At 70.8% G+C, this 16,573-nt stretch carries 19 protein-coding genes; 7 read left to right on the plus strand and 12 right to left on the minus strand.

From position 1 onward, the window contains the following. The first annotated feature begins 3 nt into the window (after positions 1–3). Positions 4–630 carry a GNAT family N-acetyltransferase gene (locus tag ASD65_RS17655; RefSeq protein ID WP_056225804.1) on the plus strand — a complete coding sequence of 209 codons (627 nt, stop codon included), beginning with the start codon at positions 4–6 and terminating at the stop codon, positions 628–630. A 1-nt stretch (position 631) separates the two neighbouring features. On the opposite strand, the gene ASD65_RS17660 is transcribed toward ASD65_RS17655, so the two are convergent. The 8 genes from ASD65_RS17660 to ASD65_RS17695 all read right to left on the minus strand — a co-directional run bounded on the left by ASD65_RS17660 (position 632) and on the right by ASD65_RS17695 (position 8,134). Then, a complete protein-coding gene (locus tag ASD65_RS17660) occupies positions 632–1,009 on the minus strand; it encodes a protealysin inhibitor emfourin (protein ID WP_056225806.1) in 378 nt (125 codons plus the stop codon). Beyond that, entirely contained in the window at positions 990–2,051 is a 1,062-nt protein-coding gene (locus tag ASD65_RS17665; RefSeq protein ID WP_056225810.1) for a M4 family metallopeptidase, read from the minus strand. The genes ASD65_RS17660 and ASD65_RS17665 overlap by 20 nt, the downstream gene beginning before the upstream one ends. 43 nt (positions 2,052–2,094) lie before the next feature. After that, a complete protein-coding gene (locus ASD65_RS17670) occupies positions 2,095–2,904 on the minus strand; it encodes an ABC transporter ATP-binding protein (protein WP_056225812.1) in 810 nt (269 codons plus the stop codon). Continuing rightward, positions 2,901–3,689 (minus strand): ATP-binding cassette domain-containing protein, encoded by a 789-nt coding sequence (locus tag ASD65_RS17675; protein ID WP_056225815.1) that lies wholly within the window; start codon positions 3,687–3,689, stop codon positions 2,901–2,903. The genes ASD65_RS17670 and ASD65_RS17675 overlap by 4 nt, the downstream gene beginning before the upstream one ends. Continuing rightward, positions 3,686–4,588, minus strand: a complete 903-nt coding sequence (locus ASD65_RS17680) for an ABC transporter permease (RefSeq protein WP_056225818.1) — start codon at positions 4,586–4,588, stop codon at positions 3,686–3,688. The genes ASD65_RS17675 and ASD65_RS17680 overlap by 4 nt, the downstream gene beginning before the upstream one ends. Next, positions 4,585–5,535 carry an ABC transporter permease gene (locus ASD65_RS17685; RefSeq protein ID WP_056225820.1) on the minus strand — a complete coding sequence of 317 codons (951 nt, stop codon included), beginning with the start codon at positions 5,533–5,535 and terminating at the stop codon, positions 4,585–4,587. The genes ASD65_RS17680 and ASD65_RS17685 overlap by 4 nt, the downstream gene beginning before the upstream one ends. After that, on the minus strand, positions 5,532–7,052 hold the full coding sequence (locus ASD65_RS17690; protein ID WP_056225822.1) for an ABC transporter substrate-binding protein: 1,521 nt from the start codon (positions 7,050–7,052) through the stop codon (positions 5,532–5,534). Before ASD65_RS17690 ends, ASD65_RS17685 begins: the two co-directional genes overlap by 4 nt. 140 nt (positions 7,053–7,192) lie before the next feature. Then, on the minus strand, positions 7,193–8,134 hold the full coding sequence (locus ASD65_RS17695) for an alpha/beta fold hydrolase (RefSeq protein WP_056225825.1): 942 nt from the start codon (positions 8,132–8,134) through the stop codon (positions 7,193–7,195). A gap of 90 nt (positions 8,135–8,224) precedes the next feature. Between ASD65_RS17695 and ASD65_RS17700 the strand changes: the two genes are divergently transcribed. The 4 genes from ASD65_RS17700 to ASD65_RS17715 are packed head-to-tail and all read left to right on the plus strand — an operon-like array spanning position 8,225 to position 10,545. After that, on the plus strand, positions 8,225–8,701 hold the full coding sequence (locus tag ASD65_RS17700; RefSeq protein WP_056225828.1) for a carboxymuconolactone decarboxylase family protein: 477 nt from the start codon (positions 8,225–8,227) through the stop codon (positions 8,699–8,701). Further along, positions 8,698–9,414 carry a tyrosine-protein phosphatase gene (locus ASD65_RS17705; protein ID WP_056225831.1) on the plus strand — a complete coding sequence of 239 codons (717 nt, stop codon included), beginning with the start codon at positions 8,698–8,700 and terminating at the stop codon, positions 9,412–9,414. The genes ASD65_RS17700 and ASD65_RS17705 overlap by 4 nt, the downstream gene beginning before the upstream one ends. Positions 9,415–9,468: 54 nt before the next feature. After that, positions 9,469–9,948 carry an SIP domain-containing protein gene (locus tag ASD65_RS17710; protein WP_056225834.1) on the plus strand — a complete coding sequence of 160 codons (480 nt, stop codon included), beginning with the start codon at positions 9,469–9,471 and terminating at the stop codon, positions 9,946–9,948. A gap of 60 nt (positions 9,949–10,008) precedes the next feature. Further along, positions 10,009–10,545: a hypothetical protein gene (locus ASD65_RS17715; RefSeq protein WP_056226454.1), complete on the plus strand. Its 537-nt coding sequence runs from the start codon at positions 10,009–10,011 to the stop codon at positions 10,543–10,545. Here the strand turns inward: ASD65_RS17715 and ASD65_RS17720 are convergent, their stop codons facing one another. The 4 genes from ASD65_RS17720 to ASD65_RS19415 form a co-directional block, all read right to left on the minus strand. Continuing rightward, complete coding sequence (locus tag ASD65_RS17720; RefSeq protein ID WP_056225838.1) at positions 10,546–11,001, minus strand: hypothetical protein; 456 nt, start codon at positions 10,999–11,001, stop codon at positions 10,546–10,548. It lies immediately after the preceding gene. Next, positions 10,998–11,825, minus strand: a complete 828-nt coding sequence (locus tag ASD65_RS17725) for an arginase family protein (protein ID WP_056225840.1) — start codon at positions 11,823–11,825, stop codon at positions 10,998–11,000. Before ASD65_RS17725 ends, ASD65_RS17720 begins: the two co-directional genes overlap by 4 nt. A 120-nt stretch (positions 11,826–11,945) precedes the next feature. Further along, positions 11,946–12,689 carry a PspA/IM30 family protein gene (locus ASD65_RS17730; RefSeq protein ID WP_056225843.1) on the minus strand — a complete coding sequence of 248 codons (744 nt, stop codon included), beginning with the start codon at positions 12,687–12,689 and terminating at the stop codon, positions 11,946–11,948. Between the two features lie 84 nt (positions 12,690–12,773). Further along, positions 12,774–14,774, minus strand: coding sequence for a TPM domain-containing protein (locus tag ASD65_RS19415; RefSeq protein WP_056225847.1), 2,001 nt, complete (start codon positions 14,772–14,774; stop codon positions 12,774–12,776). Between the two features lie 168 nt (positions 14,775–14,942). On the opposite strand from ASD65_RS19415, the gene ASD65_RS17740 reads away from it, so the two are divergent. After that, the gene (locus tag ASD65_RS17740; protein WP_056226457.1) at positions 14,943–15,776 is read left to right on the plus strand and encodes a DUF3097 domain-containing protein; all 834 of its coding nucleotides are present in this window, start codon (positions 14,943–14,945) and stop codon (positions 15,774–15,776) included. 125 nt (positions 15,777–15,901) lie between these two features. Continuing rightward, entirely contained in the window at positions 15,902–16,573 is a 672-nt protein-coding gene (gene trmB / locus ASD65_RS17745; protein WP_235566832.1) for a tRNA (guanosine(46)-N7)-methyltransferase TrmB, read from the plus strand.

Here is a 16,573-nt window from a genome sequence, read left to right on the forward strand (position 1 = left end):
GCCATGCTCGAAGAGGAATACGAGAAGAAGCGCGTGCTGCCGCGGCACCTGCGCAAGCAGCCGCCCGCTGACGCGCCCTTCACGTTCTCGATCCGCCCCGTGGCCGAGCGCGACATCCCCGATATCCGGGAGATCTACAACTACTACGTCACCAACTCGGTCGTCACGTTCGACGAGAAGAAGTGGACGCTCGCCCAGTGGCGTGACAAGTTCGACCACCTGAAGAAGCTCGGACTGCCGTTCCTGGTCGCCGAGGCGCCCAGCGGCAGCATCCTGGGCTACGCCCTGGTGCAGCCGATGTCCAGCAAGTCCGCGTACCGGTTCTCTGTCGAGAACTCCATCTACCTCGGGCCCGGGGCTGCCGGCAAGGGGCTCGGCCGCGCACTGCTGGAGGCGCTGATCGTCGCGTGCGAGCAGGCCGGGATCCGCGAGATCGTCGCCGTGATCAGCGACAAGGGCGCCGAGGCATCCGTCGCCCTGCACGAGAAGCTCGGGTTCGCGGAAGTCGGACGGATGGGCCGGGTCGGCTTCAAGTTCGGCCGGTGGCTCGGAACGATCTACCTGCAGAAGTCGCTCAAGCCGGTCAAGACCGGACTCTTCCGCCGTCGCTCTCGCGACGCCGACGCCTGAGTCACCGCGGCGTCGTAGGCGGCGTCGTCGCGTCGCGCACGGCGTCGATGAGTTCCCGCCACGGACCCTGCACCTCGGGGTCGGCCAAAGCCGCCGCACGGGCATCCTCGCCGCAGCGGGCGTCCACTCGCCAGACGAACCGGTCCGCGCCGTAGGGCGGCAGCGGTCGGGTCGGGTCCGCCGCATCCCACGGGCACTCCTCGAGCAGTGCGATCCACTGCGGAGCCCCCGCGGTGTCGGCCTCGGCCGCCCAGGTGCGCCGCAGCCCGGCGAAGCCGCCGGAGCGGGTCACGGTGATGCGCACGACGACGCGATCCGTGCGTGCCGAGTCGCGGGGCTCCTCGCCGGGGCCCGTCTCATCAGCGTTCGGTGAACTCATCCTCCAGCACGCCGACACCGATCCACCCCGCGCGGACGGCGTCGACCACCTCCGACTGTTCACCGTACTCCCGCGCGGCCTCTGCCACGGTCGCCCGGGCGAACGCCGCGAAGTCGGTGGTGGGGGAGAGTCCGCTGGTCAGCGTGCGGTACCAGACCAGTCCGGCCCGCTCCCAGGCATGGCCCCCCAGGGCCGCTGCGGCCAGGTAGAAGGCCCGATTCGGGATGCCGGAGTTGATGTGCACCCCGCCGTTGTCGTCGAGGGTGTGCACGTAGCCGTCCATGTGCGCCGGCTGCGGGTCGCGGCCCAGCACGTCGTCGTCGTACGCGGTGCCGGGTGCCTTCATCGAGCGCAGCGCGGCACCCTGCACCTGGTCGGTGAAGATCCCCTCGCCGATCAGCCAGCTCGCCTCGGCCGCGGTCTGCCCGCGGGTGTACTGCTCGGCGAGGGCGCCGAACACGTCGGAGATCGACTCATTGAGCGCACCGGACTGGCCCTGGTAGCGGAGCCCGCCCTCGTCTTCGGTGACGCCGTGGGTCAGCTCGTGGGCGATGACGGTGAGGGATTCCGTGAACCCGCTGAACACGTCGCCGTCGCCGTCGCCGAACACCATGCGCTCGCCGTTCCAGAAGGCGTTGTCGTAGTCGCGGCCGTAATGGACGGTCGCCCGCAGCGGTGCACCCGCCCCATCGATGCTGCTGCGCCCGTAGGCGTCCCAGAAGAAGTCGAAGGTCGCTCCCAGCCCGTCGAAGGCCTGGTCGACGGCGGTGTCACCCGTCGGCGGATCGTCTTCGCCGCGCACCCGCACGCCGGGGAGCACCTCCCGGTTGCGGGCATCGGAGATGGTCCGATCCGGCGCGGGGGCGCTCTCCATCACGAGCGTGCCGGGCTCCTCGATCGACAGACGCACCCGCGACCGCGGCTCGTACCCGCGCGGTGCCGCGAGCGTCGCCTGGGCCGCCGCCGAGGCGCGCGCCAGTCGTGGCTCCTGCGCGGCGGCGATTCGTGCCAGCAGGTACGGCGGAACGATCGCGTGCCTCATGCCTGAAGGCTAGCCCCGCCCCGCGACATCCCTCCGCTGACTCTCAGGACGGGGCGGAGCCGGGGTCGATCGCGGGGATCGAGGCCAGGAGGTGCCGCGTGTAGGCGGCCTGCGGCTGCAGCAGCACCTTCTCGGTCGGGCCCTCCTCGACCACACGTCCGTCCTTCATCACGAGGACCTCGTTGCACAGGTTCTGCACGACGCCGATGTCGTGCGACACGAGCAGCAGGGTGAGGCCGTCGCGGGCGCGCAGTTCGCCGAGCAGTTCGAGGATCTGCGCGCGCACCGTCACATCCAGCGCCGACAGCGGCTCGTCGCCGACCAGCAGCCGCGGGCGGTGGGCGATCGCCCGGGCGATCGCGATGCGTTGACGCTGTCCGCCGGAGAACTCGTGTGCGAAGCGTCCGGCCATGTCGGCCTCGAGTCCGACGTCCTCCAGCACCTCCCGCACCCGTGCGCGCCGGTCGCCCGGGATGCCGAGGGCCCAGAGGGGCTCGGCGATGATGCGCCCGACGCTCATCCGGGGATCCAGCGACGCGTACGGGTCCTGGAACACGATCCCGGTCTGCCGCCGCAGCCAGTGCAGCTTCTTGGCGTGCGCCGTCGGGTCCAGCATCCGCCCGTCGAACTCGACGGTCCCCTCGGTCGGCGCATCCAACGCCAGCAGCAGCCGGACGAGCGTGGACTTGCCCGAGCCCGACTCGCCGATGATCCCGACGGCGGAGCCTTCGCGCACGTCGATGTCGGCGTCCTCGAGGGCGGTCGTGGTGCGCGCCCGCTGGAACAGCGACTCCTTCGGCAGACGGTACCGGCGGGTCAGGCCGCGTCCGCGCAGCAGCACGTCGTCGGTCATGGCAGCCCTCCCGGTCGCCACAGGGTGGCGGTGGCATCCCGCAGCAGACCCTGGGTGACGGGGGAGCGCGGCGCGGTCAGCAGCGTCGCGATGGGCGCCTCCTCCACGACGCGCCCGTCCTCCAGGACGACGCCGTGCGTCGCGATCTGGGACAGCACGGCGAGGTCGTGGGTGATGAAGATGAGCGACATGCCGGAGTCGTCCACGAGCGACTGCAGCAGCTCGAGGATCTCGGCCTGGATCGTGACGTCCAGCGCCGTGGTCGGCTCGTCGGCGATGAGCAGACGCGGCCGGCACGCCAGCGCCATGGCGATCGCCACGCGCTGTCGCTGTCCGCCGGAGAGCTGGTGCGGGTAGCGGCCGACGATGCGCTCGGGGTCGGGCAGGGCGACGCGTGCCGCCTCCGCGATCGCCCGGACCTTCGCCTCGGCGCGGGTCGCTCGCTCGTGGATGCGGATCGACTCGGCGATCTGCCGTCCCACGGTCCGGATCGGGTTCAGGGCCGTGCGCGGCTCCTGGAAGACGATGCCGATGTCGTCGCCGCGGAGTTCGGCGAGCTCCTTGTCGGACAGCCCGATCAGCTCGCGATCACGCCAGCGGATGCTGCCGTGCATCTCGGCGCCCTCCGGAAGCAGCCCGAGGATGGCCAGGGCGGTCAGGGACTTGCCCGAACCGGATTCACCGATCAGGCCGACGCGGGAGCCGTCCGGCACCGAGAACGACACCCCGTCCACGACGCGCCGTCCGCCCAGGTCGATGCACAGGTCGCGTACCTTGAGGCTCACGAGACCACCTCCGGGATGTGGATGCGCGCCTCGGCGGTCCGGCGCGACAGCGTCGGGTCGGTGGCGTCCCGCAGACCGTCGCCGAGCAGGTTCAGTCCGAGCACGGTCAAGGTGATCGCGATGCCCGGCCAGACCACCGACAGCGGATGCACCGCGATGTAGCGCTGCAGATCGGCCAGCAGCAGGCCCCAGGAGGGCTCGGTCACCGGGGCGCCGAAGCCGAGGTAGGAGAGCCCCGCCTCGGCGAGCACCGCCACCGCCATGCCCCAGGACAGCTGCACGATGAACACCGGGGCGACGTTGGGCATCAGGTGGCGCCACAGGTTCTGGCCGGAGGTCAGGCCTGATGCCCGCCCCGCCAGCACGAAATCGCTGTGCAGCACGCGGCGCAGCTCGGGGCGCGTCACGCGCGCGATGTTGACGCCGAATCCGATGCCGACCGACCAGATCACGACCCAGAGCGAGCCGCCCCACAGCGCCGAGATCATCATCGCGATGATCAGCACCGGGAACGCGATCAGGATGTCGACGAGCACCGCGACCGATTCGCGCACCCACCGCGCGGTCAGCGCACCGAGTGCCGCCAGCGCGATGCCGATGATCGTCGCGATGATCCCGGCGCCGACCGCGACGATCACGGTGGTGCGGGAACCGGCCATGATCAGGCTCAGGATGTCGCGTCCCGACCCGTCGGTGCCCAGCAGGTGCGGCCAGCCCGGCGGCGCCCACCGGTCGGTGAGGTTCGTCTGCTGCGGGTCGAAGGGCGTCCAGAAGAGCGAGACCACTGCGGTCGCGAGGATCACGACGACCACGATCAGCCCGAAGCGCCCGGTGGACAGCGCCCACAGCCGGCGCAGCCAGGTCCAGCGGGACGGCGCGGGGTGCTCGAGCGCGCTCACGATGCCTCCCGCTGTCGGGGGTCGATCACGCGGTGCAGCAGGTCGACGAGGAACCCGACGACCAGCACGAATCCGGTCAGGACGAGCAGCTCGCCCTGCACCTTCGGCAGATCGCGGTTGCCGACGTCGGTCACCAGCATCCGTCCGATCCCGGGGAGGTTGAACAGCTGCTCGATGATGACCGCGCCGACGATGATGCCGGCCACCTGGAGTCCCAGCACCGTGATGACGGACAGTCCGACGTTGGGGAGGCCGTGGCGGATGAGCGCCGTGTTGCGGGTCAGGCCCTTCGCGGCCGCGGTGCGGACGTAGTCCTGGCCCACGGCCTGCAGCGTCGCGCTGCGCACGAAGCGCATGAGCATCGCGCCCTCGACGATGCCGATCGTGATCGCGGGCAGCAGCAGCGACCGGATCGCGGCGGCCGGGTCGTCCCATCCGGCGCGCGGGAAGCCCTGGGCGGGCAGCCAGCCGAGCCAGACCGCGAAGACCACGACGAGCATCATGCCGGCCCACACCACCGGCACGGCGGCCAGGGTCTGGGCGCCGACACTCAGCGCCGTCCCATCGGCGCGACCGCGGCGCATCGCCGCGAGCACACCGAACGGCACGCTGAACAACAGGGCGATGGTCATCGCCATGACCCCCAGCGGCACCGTCACCTGCGCCTTCTGCGCGAGCTCGGCCACCACCGACATACCGGTGATCAGCGAGGTGCCCAGGTCGCCGCGGAAGATGCCGCCCAGCCAGTCCAGGTACTGCACCAGCAGTGGCTGATCCAGTCCGAGACTCTCCCTGATCGCCGCAACCTGCGAGGGGGTCCCCGAGGTTCCGGCGATCAGTTGGGCGACGTCACCGGGCAGCACCCGCAACGACACGAGGATCAGCACGCTGGCGACAAGCAGCCCCACCACAAGCAGGGCCAATCTCGTCAGCGCGTATCGAATCACTCCGTCGACACCGTCGCACCGGCGAGCGGGAGCCGCACGTTGAGGGAGTTCTCCGGGAACCCGCTCACGTTCGTGCCGACCGCGGCGATCGGGGTGGCCAGGAACAGCCAGTCGGCCGCGTGGTCCTCCGACACGATACGGGCGGCCTCGGCCAGCAGCTTCTGCGTCTCGGCCTCATCGGTGGACGCCAGCGCCTCGGCATACAGCGACTGCACCTTCGGGTTGTCGTAGTTGAAGTAGTAGTCCGGGTTCGCCCAGTTGGAGAAGTCGCGCGCCTCGACGTGCCGCACGAAGCTCAGGTCGTAGTCCTTGTTCGTGTAGACGTCCTGCAGCCAGCTGGTGAACTCGACCGAATCGACCTTCAGCGTCACGCCGATCTCGTTGAAGTCCGAGACCAGGATCGTCGGGATGGTGGTGCCGTACACCGACGGGATGGTGAGGGTCAGAGTGAGGTTCTTCACGCCGGCCTCGGCGAGCAGCTCCTTGGCCTTCGCCGGGTCGTACGTGACGACATCCGAGAGGTCCTCGTAGCCGGGGTCGAGCGGCGGGATCGGTCCGAACAAGGTGTCACCGGAGCCGAGCGTCTCGATGAGCGCGTCGTGGTCGATGGCCAGGCGCAGCGCCTCGCGGACGCGGACGTCGTCCAGCGGCGCCTTCTTGTTGTTGAACGCGAGGGTGCCCTTGTCGGTCGTCTCACCGCTGACCAGCGTGTAGCCGACGTCGCCTTCGAGCTGCGGGGCGAGTTCGGGGTCGACCTCGGTGACGACGTCGACGCTGCCCTCGAGGGCGGCGTTGACGGCGGCGGTGCTGTCGGCGAAGTACGTCAGGACGACCTCGGCCACGCCGGCCGGGTCTCCCCAGTAGGCGTCGTTGCGCTCGAGGGTCAGGCTGTCGCCCTGCAGCCACGTGCCGACGGTGAAGGGGCCGGTGCCGTTGGCCGCGGTCTTCAGGTCGGTGGTGTCGCCGGTCTTGACGACGAGCCCGGCGCGGCCGGTGAGGTTGAACAGGAAGTTCGAGTTCGGCTCGGTCAGGGTGATGACCACCGTGGTCGCATCCGGTGCCTCGATGGTGGCGACGCCCTGCAGGTCGGCGTGACCCTGGATCGTCTCGTCGTCCTTGGCCGCGGTCAGCGATGACACGACGTCCGCCGAGGTCATCGGGGTGCCGTCGTGGAAGGTCACGTCGTCGCGGATCGTGAAGGTGTACGTCAGACCGTCGGACGACACCTCCCAGTCCGAGGCGAGTCGCGGCACGATCTCGTTGCCGGCGTCGGCGTCGCGCGTGACGAGGCCTTCGTAGACGTTGTCGATGAGGGCCTGCTCGAGGGCGGCGCCGCTCTGGTGGCGGATGTCGAGGTTGGACGGCTCCAGCAGGAGCCCGACCGTCAGCGTCGCGGCGGCATCGGGAGTCCCCGAGCTGCTCGGGCTGGGTTCGGTGCCTCCACCGGTGCAGGCGGTGAGCAGGAGCGCGGTCGTGGCAAGCAGTGCCGTGGCAGCGAGGGTGATGCGGCGGTGCATGTGGGTCCTTTCGCAGGGCCGCGGCATCCGTCCGTTGCTGTGGGGGGATGCCGGGGGGAGTCGACGACTCGGTGCGGTGACCAGCCTAGAGTCCGTTTCGCGATGGCGTGGCCGCTGCTACTTCGAACGAAACAGAAGCGTTAACCCTTCCCGGTCTGCGCGCGCAGCCGGCGGCCGAGATCGACCGGCAGCTCTTCCTGCACATTGTGCCCGGAGGGCACGATCTCGACGGATGCCTGGGGCACCCGTCGAGCGAACTCCGCGGCATCCGCCTCGGTGACATAGCCGTGGTCGCCGCGGATCAGGGTGATCGGGCCCGTGACCTCGGCGAGGTCCTCCCAGCCGGATTCGCCGAGGACCGCGCCGACCGCGTCCTGCTGTGCCGCGGCGGCCCGTGCCATCTCGGGGGAGGCGGCCATCGCGGCGGCGAGGTGGGCGAAGTGGTGCTTCCATTCGACGCGTCCATCGGGACGGATGCGGGAGTTGAGGAAGACGCCGCGCTCGGCGGCCGTTCGGGTTCCGCCGAGTCCGAACGCCAGGGCGCGCTCGACCAGCTCATCGCGCGAGGCCCAGTCGGTGGGGCCGGCGAAGAACTCCCGGATCTGGCTCGCGTCGGCGTTCGGGTCGATGCCGGGCGTGATGTCGATCACGACGAGCTCGCGCACCAGGTCCGGCCGCGAGGCGGCGACGGCCGCGGCGGTCAACCCGCCGAGGGACTGGCCGACCAGCAGTTGCGGGGCATCCGTCCAGGTCTCCAGCGCCACGACCACATCGGCCGCAAGGACCCGCGCGACGTACGCCATGTCGTCGCGCCACGAGGAGTCGCCGTGGCCGGCGAGGTCGATCGCCAGGGCCGGCAGCCCGAGCGCCAGGATCGTGGTGTCCCACGTATGGGCGTTCAGGCCGGCGCCGTGCAGGAACGTGACCTCGGGTGGTCCGTCGCCGTAGCGGAGGGCACTCAGGGTGCGTCCGTCCGGCAGAGTCAGATCGACCCGCTCGGACCGGGGGAGCGGCCCGTCCAGGCCCGCGTCGGCCGCCTGGGCGGGCAGGAAGGAGAACTCGTCGAACTCGATATCGGTCACGCGGCATCCTCGGGGTGACGGAACAGGACAAGCCCATTCTGGCCTCTCCGACGCGGCCTTGGCTCCCATCGGTCTGGATAGGCTGGCTCCATGACCGAAGAACGCCGCGTGCACCTCTCGCGCTCCGCCCCCGAGGCCTACAAGGCCCTCGACGCCTTCTCGCAGGCGGTCGGCGGGATCGCGACCGCCAACGGCATCGAAGACCGGCTCAAGGAACTCGTCCAGATCCACGCGTCGCAGCTCAACGGCTGTGCGTTCTGCGTGCGCATCCACGTCGATCGGGCCGTCGCGGTGGGCATGACCGCCGACGAGATCGCCCAGCTGGCCACGTGGCGCGAGTCGGGCGTCTTCACCGAGCGGGAGCGCGCCGCCCTCGAACTGACCGAGGCGTTCACCTTCATCCACGACGACGGCATCCCCGCCCACGTGTACGACCACGTCGGCGGCATCCTCAGCGAGCAGGAGTACGTCGGCCTCAGCTGGATCCTGGTGTCGATCAACGCCTTCAACCGCGTTGCGATCGCCGGACGCTACCCGGTGCCGCCGCGGACGGCGGCGTCCGCATGACGGCGGCATCCCTGGTTCCCGGGGCGCTGAACTTCCGCGATGTCGGCGGGCTCCCCGCCGCGGACCGCGTCACCCGCTCGGGTGTGCTGTTCCGCTCGGGCAACCTCGCCCAGATCGAGGAGGACGGCACGGCCGCCCTGCGCGGGATCGGGCTGCGGCGCATCATCGACCTCCGCGACGACGACGAGGTGCGCATCTCTCCGAGTCGCGTGGAGGGGCTCGACCTGCAGACGCAGCGGGTGCCGCTGTTCCTGGGCTCGATCGCCTCCTTCTTCGAGCGGGATGCCTCGCTCGACGAGTTCTACCAGGCGCTCGTGGACGACTCGGCCCCGCAGATCCTCGAGGTGGTGCGCGGCATCCTCGCCGATCAGCCCGTGCTCGTGCACTGCACGGTCGGCAAGGACCGCACCGGCGTCACCGTCGCCCTCACGCTCGCCGCCGCGGGCGTGGATGAGGACGCCGTGGTGGCCGACTACGCGCGCACCGAGACGATGCTGCCCGAGGAGCGCAACCGCGCCATCATCGAGCGGCTGCGGGTGCGGCATCCCGATGCCGTGCACCTCGTGGATCTGACGACACGGTCACCCGCACCGGTGATGCGGGGGATGCTCGACGGTCTCACCGCCCAGTACGGCGCGCCGGTCGAGTACCTGCGGTCGCTCGGGCTCACCGACGACGAGCTGACCGAGCTGCGCAGCATCCTGATTTCCTGAGGGTTTGGAACAAAGGTTAGGCAACCCTTTGTTCGTGGGTATACTGGGTGAGCCATGACCCACACCACCGAGCACAACGCGAGCGCGTGCCGCACGTCGCGTCACTCGCGCGTGCAGCACCTGATCACGGCCGACGAGACCTCGCTCACCGAGCTCGAAGCGCTGCTGACGACGCTGCCGCTGTGCTCGACCGGTCGCATCTTCGTCGAGACGCCGGATGCTTCGTGGCAGGCGCCGCTGGACATTCCGGCCCGCATGATCGTGACGTGGCTCGACCGCTCCAGCCGCTCGGGCGCCCCCGGCACCGGACGCGGCTGCGCGCCCGGCGAAGCGCTGTCCCGTGCGGTCAACGCCTGGGCCGACGAGATGCTCTGCGACGCCCCGGAGCACACTGCCGGCGACGGCACCCGCATCTTCCTGCTCGGCGGCTACCTCGGTACGGCCGACATCGTCGATCACCTCACCGTGAGCCGCGGGGTGGACGCGCACGCGATCCACACGCCGGCGCGCTTCGGTCTGGCCACCGCGGTCTGAGGCGCGACCCGCCGCGTGAGCGACGGCACCGACGCGGCGCGCGCCGCTAACGTCGGGCCCATGAGCGCGACCGCCCCCGCACCCGTCTCCGCACGCGACCTGCGCCTGCCGACGTGGGTGATCGTGTGGCTGACCGCCTCGGCGATCATCCAGACCTATGACGCCTGCTACGTGCTGCTCGGCCCGCTCTCGCACTCCGGCGGGCCGCTGGCCGGCATGTGGCCCGGGCACGTCTTCTACTCGAGCTTCGACCACCGCTATGCGGGCTTCGACGCGTTCGGCAGCGCGCAGAGCTGGGCGAACCTGCTCGAGGTGATCGTGATCGTGATCGCCCTGACCCGGGCGAAGCGATGGGCGGGCGTCGTGCTCGCCCTCATCGTGACGACGGCGACCTTCTGGAAGACCGTCATCTACTTCCTCGTGGAAGCCTCCAGCGGACTGGAGATGACCCGCCAGTCCCTCGAGCGCGGAGATCTCCTCGGGTTCCTCGTGGTCGCGATCCTGCCGAACCTCTTCTGGATCGGCTTCCCGCTGGCCGTGGTGATCACGCTCGGACGGCAGGTCTATCGCGTGGGCAGCGCGACGGTCTCCGCCTGATCAGGCTCCGCGCGGCACGTAGTTGCCGTCCTCGAGTCCGGCCTCGATCTCGAAGCGGTTGCGCAGCGGGTTGCGGCCGGCGAGCCCGTACAGCAGCGGCATGAGGAGGCCGTAACGCTGCCATTGGCGCGCGTGCACGGCTTCGTGGCGCAGCAGCGCCTCGGTCACGGGGAGGTCCCCGGTCAGGAAGCAGTCGCCCACGCACGATCCGCCGCGTGGGAACGTCCATTTCGGCATGCCGCGGAAGATCCACAGCCCGGCACGCCGTTCGACCCGGCCGGTGCTCCACAGCGAGCCCCAGATCCATCCGACGGTCCGGCCGTACCAGAAGCCGAGGCGGCTGATGGGGGAGTCCAGTAGGAACCCGGGGATGAACCGGTCGAAGCGCTCGCCGCGGGCGACGGCGCTCGCCGCCTCGGCACGCCACTGCGCCGGAGGCCGGGGGATCGGACTCACGCGAGTGCCCCGACGATGCGCAGGATCGCCCCCAGGTCGTCCACGGCGGCATCCGGCGACGACGGGGAGAAGCCGGTGATGGCAGCGCCCACGAGCGGCGCGGCCTCGCGGAGGGCTGTGATGGTCGCGGTGAGGGCCGAGACGTCCAGCCCGAACGGCTCCGGGCGGCTCAGTCCGTTCAGCGCCGACGGATCGAGCACGTCGAGGTCGACGTGGATGAAGACGCCGGTCGCCGCGCGGTCGGCGACGGCGTCGGCGATCGCCTCGGGTGTGGCGTCGTCGACGGACAGCATCAGGATGCCGAGCCGCTCCACCGCGGTGATCTCCTCCGGGTCGATCGCCCGCACGCCGGCCAGGACGAGCTGGGCGGGCGCGAGAGGCGCCTCGGCGGGCTGCGGAGCCGCGGCATCCACCACGGCGCGCGCGGCCATGGTGTCGAAGGCGCCGGACGGGGAGGTGATGGTGTCGTGCATGCCGGCGTGCGCGCTGAGCCACACGACGACGACTCCGGGGTCGATCCGGCCGCGGGTCGCACCCGCGGCGAAGAGTGCGCTCGTGGTGGCCACGCCGGCGTCTCCGCCGACGGTGACGACCGGCGCTGCCGAGAGGGCGAGCGCCTCGAGCTGGGTCCGCGCGGTGTGGTGCAGCGAGCTGAGCCGGCGTACTCCGGAATCGAGCGACTCGCCGGCCTCGAGCGGGACCTCGACGATCGTGGTCCGCGCGCGCGGGAGATCGCCGGCGATCGCGGCCGCACCGTCCACGAGCTGCATCGCGCGGGAGGACGAAGAGCCCTGCCACTGGGGGACGACGATGAAACTCGTCACGGGCGTGGCCCTGTTGCGCTCATGAACGGACTCTACCGAACCCTGAGCCTCGGCGGGCCCGTAAGACAGCGCCGGGCGCCGCCCCCGAAGGAGCGACGCCCGGCGATTCTGCAGGTTCGGTCAGCTGCCTTCGATGGCGGTCTGCACCGGGGCGTTGCCGCCCTTGAGCAGGGCCAGGCGTGCCTCGACCTCGGTCAGCTCACCGAGGTCGTCGAGGCTGTTGAACTGTGCGTCCAGGCTGGATGCCGCGAGCTCCTGCTTGCCGGCGGCCAGCGCCTCCTGGCGGCGGATCTTGTCTTCGAAGCGACCGAGCTCGCTGGTCGGGTCCATGACGTCGATCGACTTGACCGCGTCGACGACCTTGTTCTGGGCCTCGGCGGTCTTGGCACGGGCCAGCAGCTCGGCGCGCTTGCCCTTGAGCTGCTCGAGCTTCTGCTTCATGCCGTTCAGCCCGTCCTTGAGCTGATCGACGACCTGCGTCTGCGCCGCGATCTGCGGGGCGGTGGCCTTGGCCTGACCCTCTTCGCTGATCTGACGCTGGAGCGCGATCTTGGCGAGGTTGTCGAACTTGTCGGCGTCGGTCGTGTTGCCGGCCGTGCGCAGCTCGTCGGCCTTGCGGCTGGCGGCGAGGGCCTTGTTGCCCCACTCGTTGGCGGCCTGGACGTCCTCTGCGTGGTCGCGCTCGAGGAGGCGCAGGTTGCCGATGGTCTCGGCGATCGCCGACTCGGCGTCGGCGATGTTGTTGGAGAAGTCGCGCACGAGCTGGTCGAGCATCTTCTCCGGGTCCTCGGCGGAGTCGAGCATCGCGTTGATGTTCGCCTTCATGAGGGTGGAGATACGGCCGAAGATGGACTGCTTTGCCATCGGGGTTTCCTTCCTATCGATGGGTAGTGACGGGGTGGAGATGAAGAGCGGATGCCGCGGGTGCGGCGGCTGCGCGGATAGTGGTCAGAATCGACCACCCCCTCGCCTGCCGCGGGTGCCCCCGCCGCCGAAACTGCCGGGGCGCATCCCGCCGCCGGACGGCCGTGAGCCGCCGCCGCCGAAGCCGCCACCGCCGCCGGAGGAGCGACCGCCGCCCCCGCCGCCCAGCATCGAGTTGATGACGATGCCGCCGAGCACGGCGCCGAGCATGTTGCCGGAGCCGCCGGAGTTGCCCCCGCCGCCGCCGAGCATGCCGCCCATGCCGCCGCTCTGGAACGAGCCGACGTCGGTCTGCGCGTACTGGATCGCCTGGCCGGCCAGCTGCGCGGCGCGCTGCGCCTGCTGGAGCGCCTGCTCAGGGGAGGAGGCCTGCAGCTGCTGGGCCTGCACGAGCGATGCGCCCGCCTCGGCCAGGCGGGTGCGCGCCTCGGCACCGACCGCACCGCGACGAGCGGTGATGTAGTCCTCGGCGGCGGAGACCTGCGCCTGTGCCTGTGCCATGGTCTGGCCGAGCTGCTGACGGACCCTCTGGGCCTGAGCCTCGGCATCCCGCACGCCCTTCACGACCGCGTCGATCTGGGTGTTGACGGCCTGGAGTCCCTCGAGCACGGCGAGTGGTCGCGTGCGGCTGCCGGCGAGTTCGGTGCGGGCGGAGTCGACCTGCTGCCGGGTCGCGGCGATCGCGGCGGCAACGCGGCCGTCCGGATCGGGCAGAGCGGATGCCGTCGCGATGTCGGCCTCCAGCTCGGCGATGAGTGCGGCCGCGTTGCTCTCGCCGGCCGTGAGGTCGTCGCCGAGCTTGTCGATCGCCTGCTCGAGCAGACCGGCCTGAGCGATCGCCTCCTCGGCGGCGCGGATGCTGACCGCGGCCTCGCCGCCCTTGCCCGCGCCGATCGCGGTCTGCGCGGCGGCGAGCTGCTCGTCGGCGAAGGCGATGCGCTGCCGGGCCTGCTCCGGGTTGTCGGCGACGGTGCTGAGCGCCTCGGGGGCGTAGCGGGTGGCGAGCTCGGCGAGGTGCGCGTCGGCGGTGCCGATCTCGGCGGCCGCCACGGTGCGTTCTCCCTGCACGCGGACCAGAGCTTCCGGCGCGTGCTGCTCGAGCTGACGCAGTTCGTCGAACGCCTGGGCCTTCTCGTCGAGTCCGGTGTTGGCCTCGTCGCACAACTGGAGGATCTGCGTGTTCCAGGCGCGCGTCTCCTCGTCGGTGTCGGCAGTGGAGTCATCCAGTTGCTGCTTGAGCGTGAAGGCGTGGTTGAGGTTGGTCTTGGCGGTCGCTAAGGCCTGCTCGAACTCGACGGTCGCGGCATCCCCGAACTGGGCCTTGGCGAACCCGAGCTCCTGCTCGCTGGTCTTGACGGCGTCGTCCGTGGCGATGAGGGCGGAGGAAGCCTGACGCGCGAGCTCCTTCAGATCGACCGGCGCGGCGCCGGTGGCGCCGGTGGCGCCCGACTTCTTGCGGCGGCTGCGCACGATCAGCCAGATCACGACGCCGATGACGACGATGACGAGCACGACGATCACGATCGTGCCGATGCCGCCGCCTGCTCCGCCGCCGTTGAGCGCCGTTTCGAACCCGTCGGCGGCCGCGATCGCGGCGCCGGCCCAGTCGCCCTTGCTGAGCAGTGGCTTGATGTCGGCCTCCACTGCGGCGAGCTGCTGATCGCTCATCGGCCCGGTGGTGTCGGCCGAGATGTAGTACTCGCGGGATTCGGTCGCGATCGCCAGCACATACTGCGCGACGCCGAGCCCGTTCGCCTGCGCGACCGTGTCGGCCCACGCCTGGCTGCTGGTCGGGTTCGTGAACTCGTCGACGTAGACGACGTAGAGGTCTGCGCCGGTCGAGGCGTAGAGCTGCTCCATCCGCGTGTTGACGGACGCTTCCTGCGACGCGTCGAGCACGCCGATATCGTCGAGCACGTAGCCGGCCCCGAGTCGGACGGGATCCGTGGCCGATGCCGCGATCGGTGCTCCTGCGAAGAACATCGCGAGTGCCGCAGTGAGCGCCAATGCCCATCGAACGCGCATCGTTTCCCCCTCCATGGGGCATGGACCGCACCCCGAGATTCGAGTCTATTCATGCGCTTGCGCGTGCGGCTACCTCGCGCCATGGGCGCACCGGCCTGCGCGGTGCGTCGGCGGGTCAGTCGGGCGTGAACGGATGCGGCGGTTATGCTCATCGATTCGGGAGGACGCATGGACGACAGATACGGCGCGGATGTACTGGCCAGCGGATGGCGCGACCAGGGTCGCAAGGTGCTCGGCCGTGTCGAGGCATCCCGCGCTCTGGTCGTGGAGGTCGCGGCGGACGGCTTCTGCGGGGCGGTGATGCGGCTGGAGTCCGGGCTGGTCGAGCTGGAGGACCGTCACGGCCGCCGTCGGCAGTTCCCGCTGGGGCCGGGCTTCCTGGTGGACGGCGAAGAGGTCGTGCTGATCCCGCCGACCCGCGCGGCGCCGAGCGCCCCCGCCCGCACCGCGTCCGGCTCGTTCGCGGCCCCCGAATCCCGTGCCCGCGTCGCACGGGCGAGCCGCATCTGGGTCGAGGGCCGCCATGACGCGGAGCTCGTCGAGAAGGTGTGGGGCGCCGACCTGCGCGCGGAAGGCGTCGTGGTCGAGTACCTGCAGGGCGTCGACCTGCTGGACTCCGCCCTCGCGGAGGACCCGCCGTCGGCCGAGCGCCGCTACGGCGTGCTGGTGGACCACCTCGTGCCCGGCTCGAAGGAATCGCGGGTCGCGGATGCCGTGATGCGCGGTCCGCACGGAAAGTTCCTGCGCATCGTCGGACACCCGTACATCGACGTCTGGCAGTGCGTGCGGCCGAGCGCCGTCGGCATCGGGCGCTGGCCGGAGGTGCCGCGCGGCATCGAGTTCAAGGTCGGCGTGTGCCGGGCGCTGGGCTGGCCCGCCGAGGATCAGACCGACATCGCGCACGCCTGGCAGCGCATCCTGGCGTCGGTGCGCACGTACCGTGACCTCGAACCGGCGCTGCTCGGGCGGGTCGAAGAGCTCATCGACTTCGTCACCGGCTGAGTCTCGCCGTCCGGCCGACTCGCTAGCCTGGAACCGTGACCGACGACACCGCAGAGCATGGCGCCTCCCCAGAACGCGGCGCCTTCCGAGAGCGCCCGGTGTCGTTCGTGCGCCGCAGCGGCCGCATGTCCGACGCTCAGGATCGGGCGTGGCTCGAGCTCGCGCCTCGATTCGTCATCGACGTCGAGCGGGATGCCGCCTCCACCAGCGTGCTGCCGGGTTCGGCCATCGACCCCGCCGCGGTCTGGGGTCGCACGGCGCCGCTGATCGTCGAGGTCGGCTCCGGGCAGGGGCACGCGATCATCCACGCGGCCTCACACCGACCCGGCACGGACTTCCTCGCGGTCGAGGTGTTCCGCGCGGGCCTGGCCCGCACGATGCTCGACGCGGAGCGCGCCGACATCGAGAACCTCCGCCTGGCCGAGGCGAACGCCCCCGAGGTGCTCGCGCACCTCGTGCCCGAGGCGTCCGTCGACGAGGTCTGGGTCTTCTTCCCCGACCCGTGGCACAAGACCAAGCACACCAAGCGCCGGCTCGTCACACCCGAGTTCGTCCCCGTCGCCGCCCACGCGCTGCGCTCGGGCGGCGCCCTCCGCCTCGCGACGGACTGGGAGGAGTACGCCCGCCAGATGCGGGAGGTGCTGGACGCCTCCGACGAGTTCGCGCGCGACTTCGACGGCGACTGGGCCGAGCGCTTCGACGGACGCATACTGACCGCCTTCGAGCGCAAGGGAGCGCGCGCCGGGCGGGATATCCGCGATCTGACCTACCGCCGGGTCGACCGGCCGGGCGAGTGA

Origin of the sequence: Microbacterium sp. Root61, from assembly GCF_001427525.1 — a bacterium.
Classification (GTDB): domain Bacteria; phylum Actinomycetota; class Actinomycetes; order Actinomycetales; family Microbacteriaceae; genus Microbacterium.

Excerpts from the sequence above, each read along its gene's own strand:
- ASD65_RS17655 (WP_056225804.1), top strand. The coding sequence starts at position 4 with ATGCTCGAAGAGGAATACGAGAAGAAGCGCGTGCTGCCGCGGCACCTG.
- ASD65_RS17660 (WP_056225806.1), bottom strand. The coding sequence starts at position 1,009 with ATGAGTTCACCGAACGCTGATGAGACGGGCCCCGGCGAGGAGCCCCGC.
- ASD65_RS17665 (WP_056225810.1), bottom strand. The coding sequence starts at position 2,051 with ATGAGGCACGCGATCGTTCCGCCGTACCTGCTGGCACGAATCGCCGCC.
- ASD65_RS17670 (WP_056225812.1), bottom strand. The coding sequence starts at position 2,904 with ATGACCGACGACGTGCTGCTGCGCGGACGCGGCCTGACCCGCCGGTAC.
- ASD65_RS17690 (WP_056225822.1), bottom strand. The coding sequence starts at position 7,052 with ATGCACCGCCGCATCACCCTCGCTGCCACGGCACTGCTTGCCACGACC.
- ASD65_RS17700 (WP_056225828.1), top strand. The coding sequence starts at position 8,225 with ATGACCGAAGAACGCCGCGTGCACCTCTCGCGCTCCGCCCCCGAGGCC.
- ASD65_RS17705 (WP_056225831.1), top strand. The coding sequence starts at position 8,698 with ATGACGGCGGCATCCCTGGTTCCCGGGGCGCTGAACTTCCGCGATGTC.
- ASD65_RS17710 (WP_056225834.1), top strand. The coding sequence starts at position 9,469 with ATGACCCACACCACCGAGCACAACGCGAGCGCGTGCCGCACGTCGCGT.
- ASD65_RS17715 (WP_056226454.1), top strand. The coding sequence starts at position 10,009 with ATGAGCGCGACCGCCCCCGCACCCGTCTCCGCACGCGACCTGCGCCTG.
- ASD65_RS17730 (WP_056225843.1), bottom strand. The coding sequence starts at position 12,689 with ATGGCAAAGCAGTCCATCTTCGGCCGTATCTCCACCCTCATGAAGGCG.
- ASD65_RS19415 (WP_056225847.1), bottom strand. The coding sequence starts at position 14,774 with ATGCGCGTTCGATGGGCATTGGCGCTCACTGCGGCACTCGCGATGTTC.
- ASD65_RS17740 (WP_056226457.1), top strand. The coding sequence starts at position 14,943 with ATGGACGACAGATACGGCGCGGATGTACTGGCCAGCGGATGGCGCGAC.
- trmB (WP_235566832.1), top strand. The coding sequence starts at position 15,902 with ATGTCCGACGCTCAGGATCGGGCGTGGCTCGAGCTCGCGCCTCGATTC.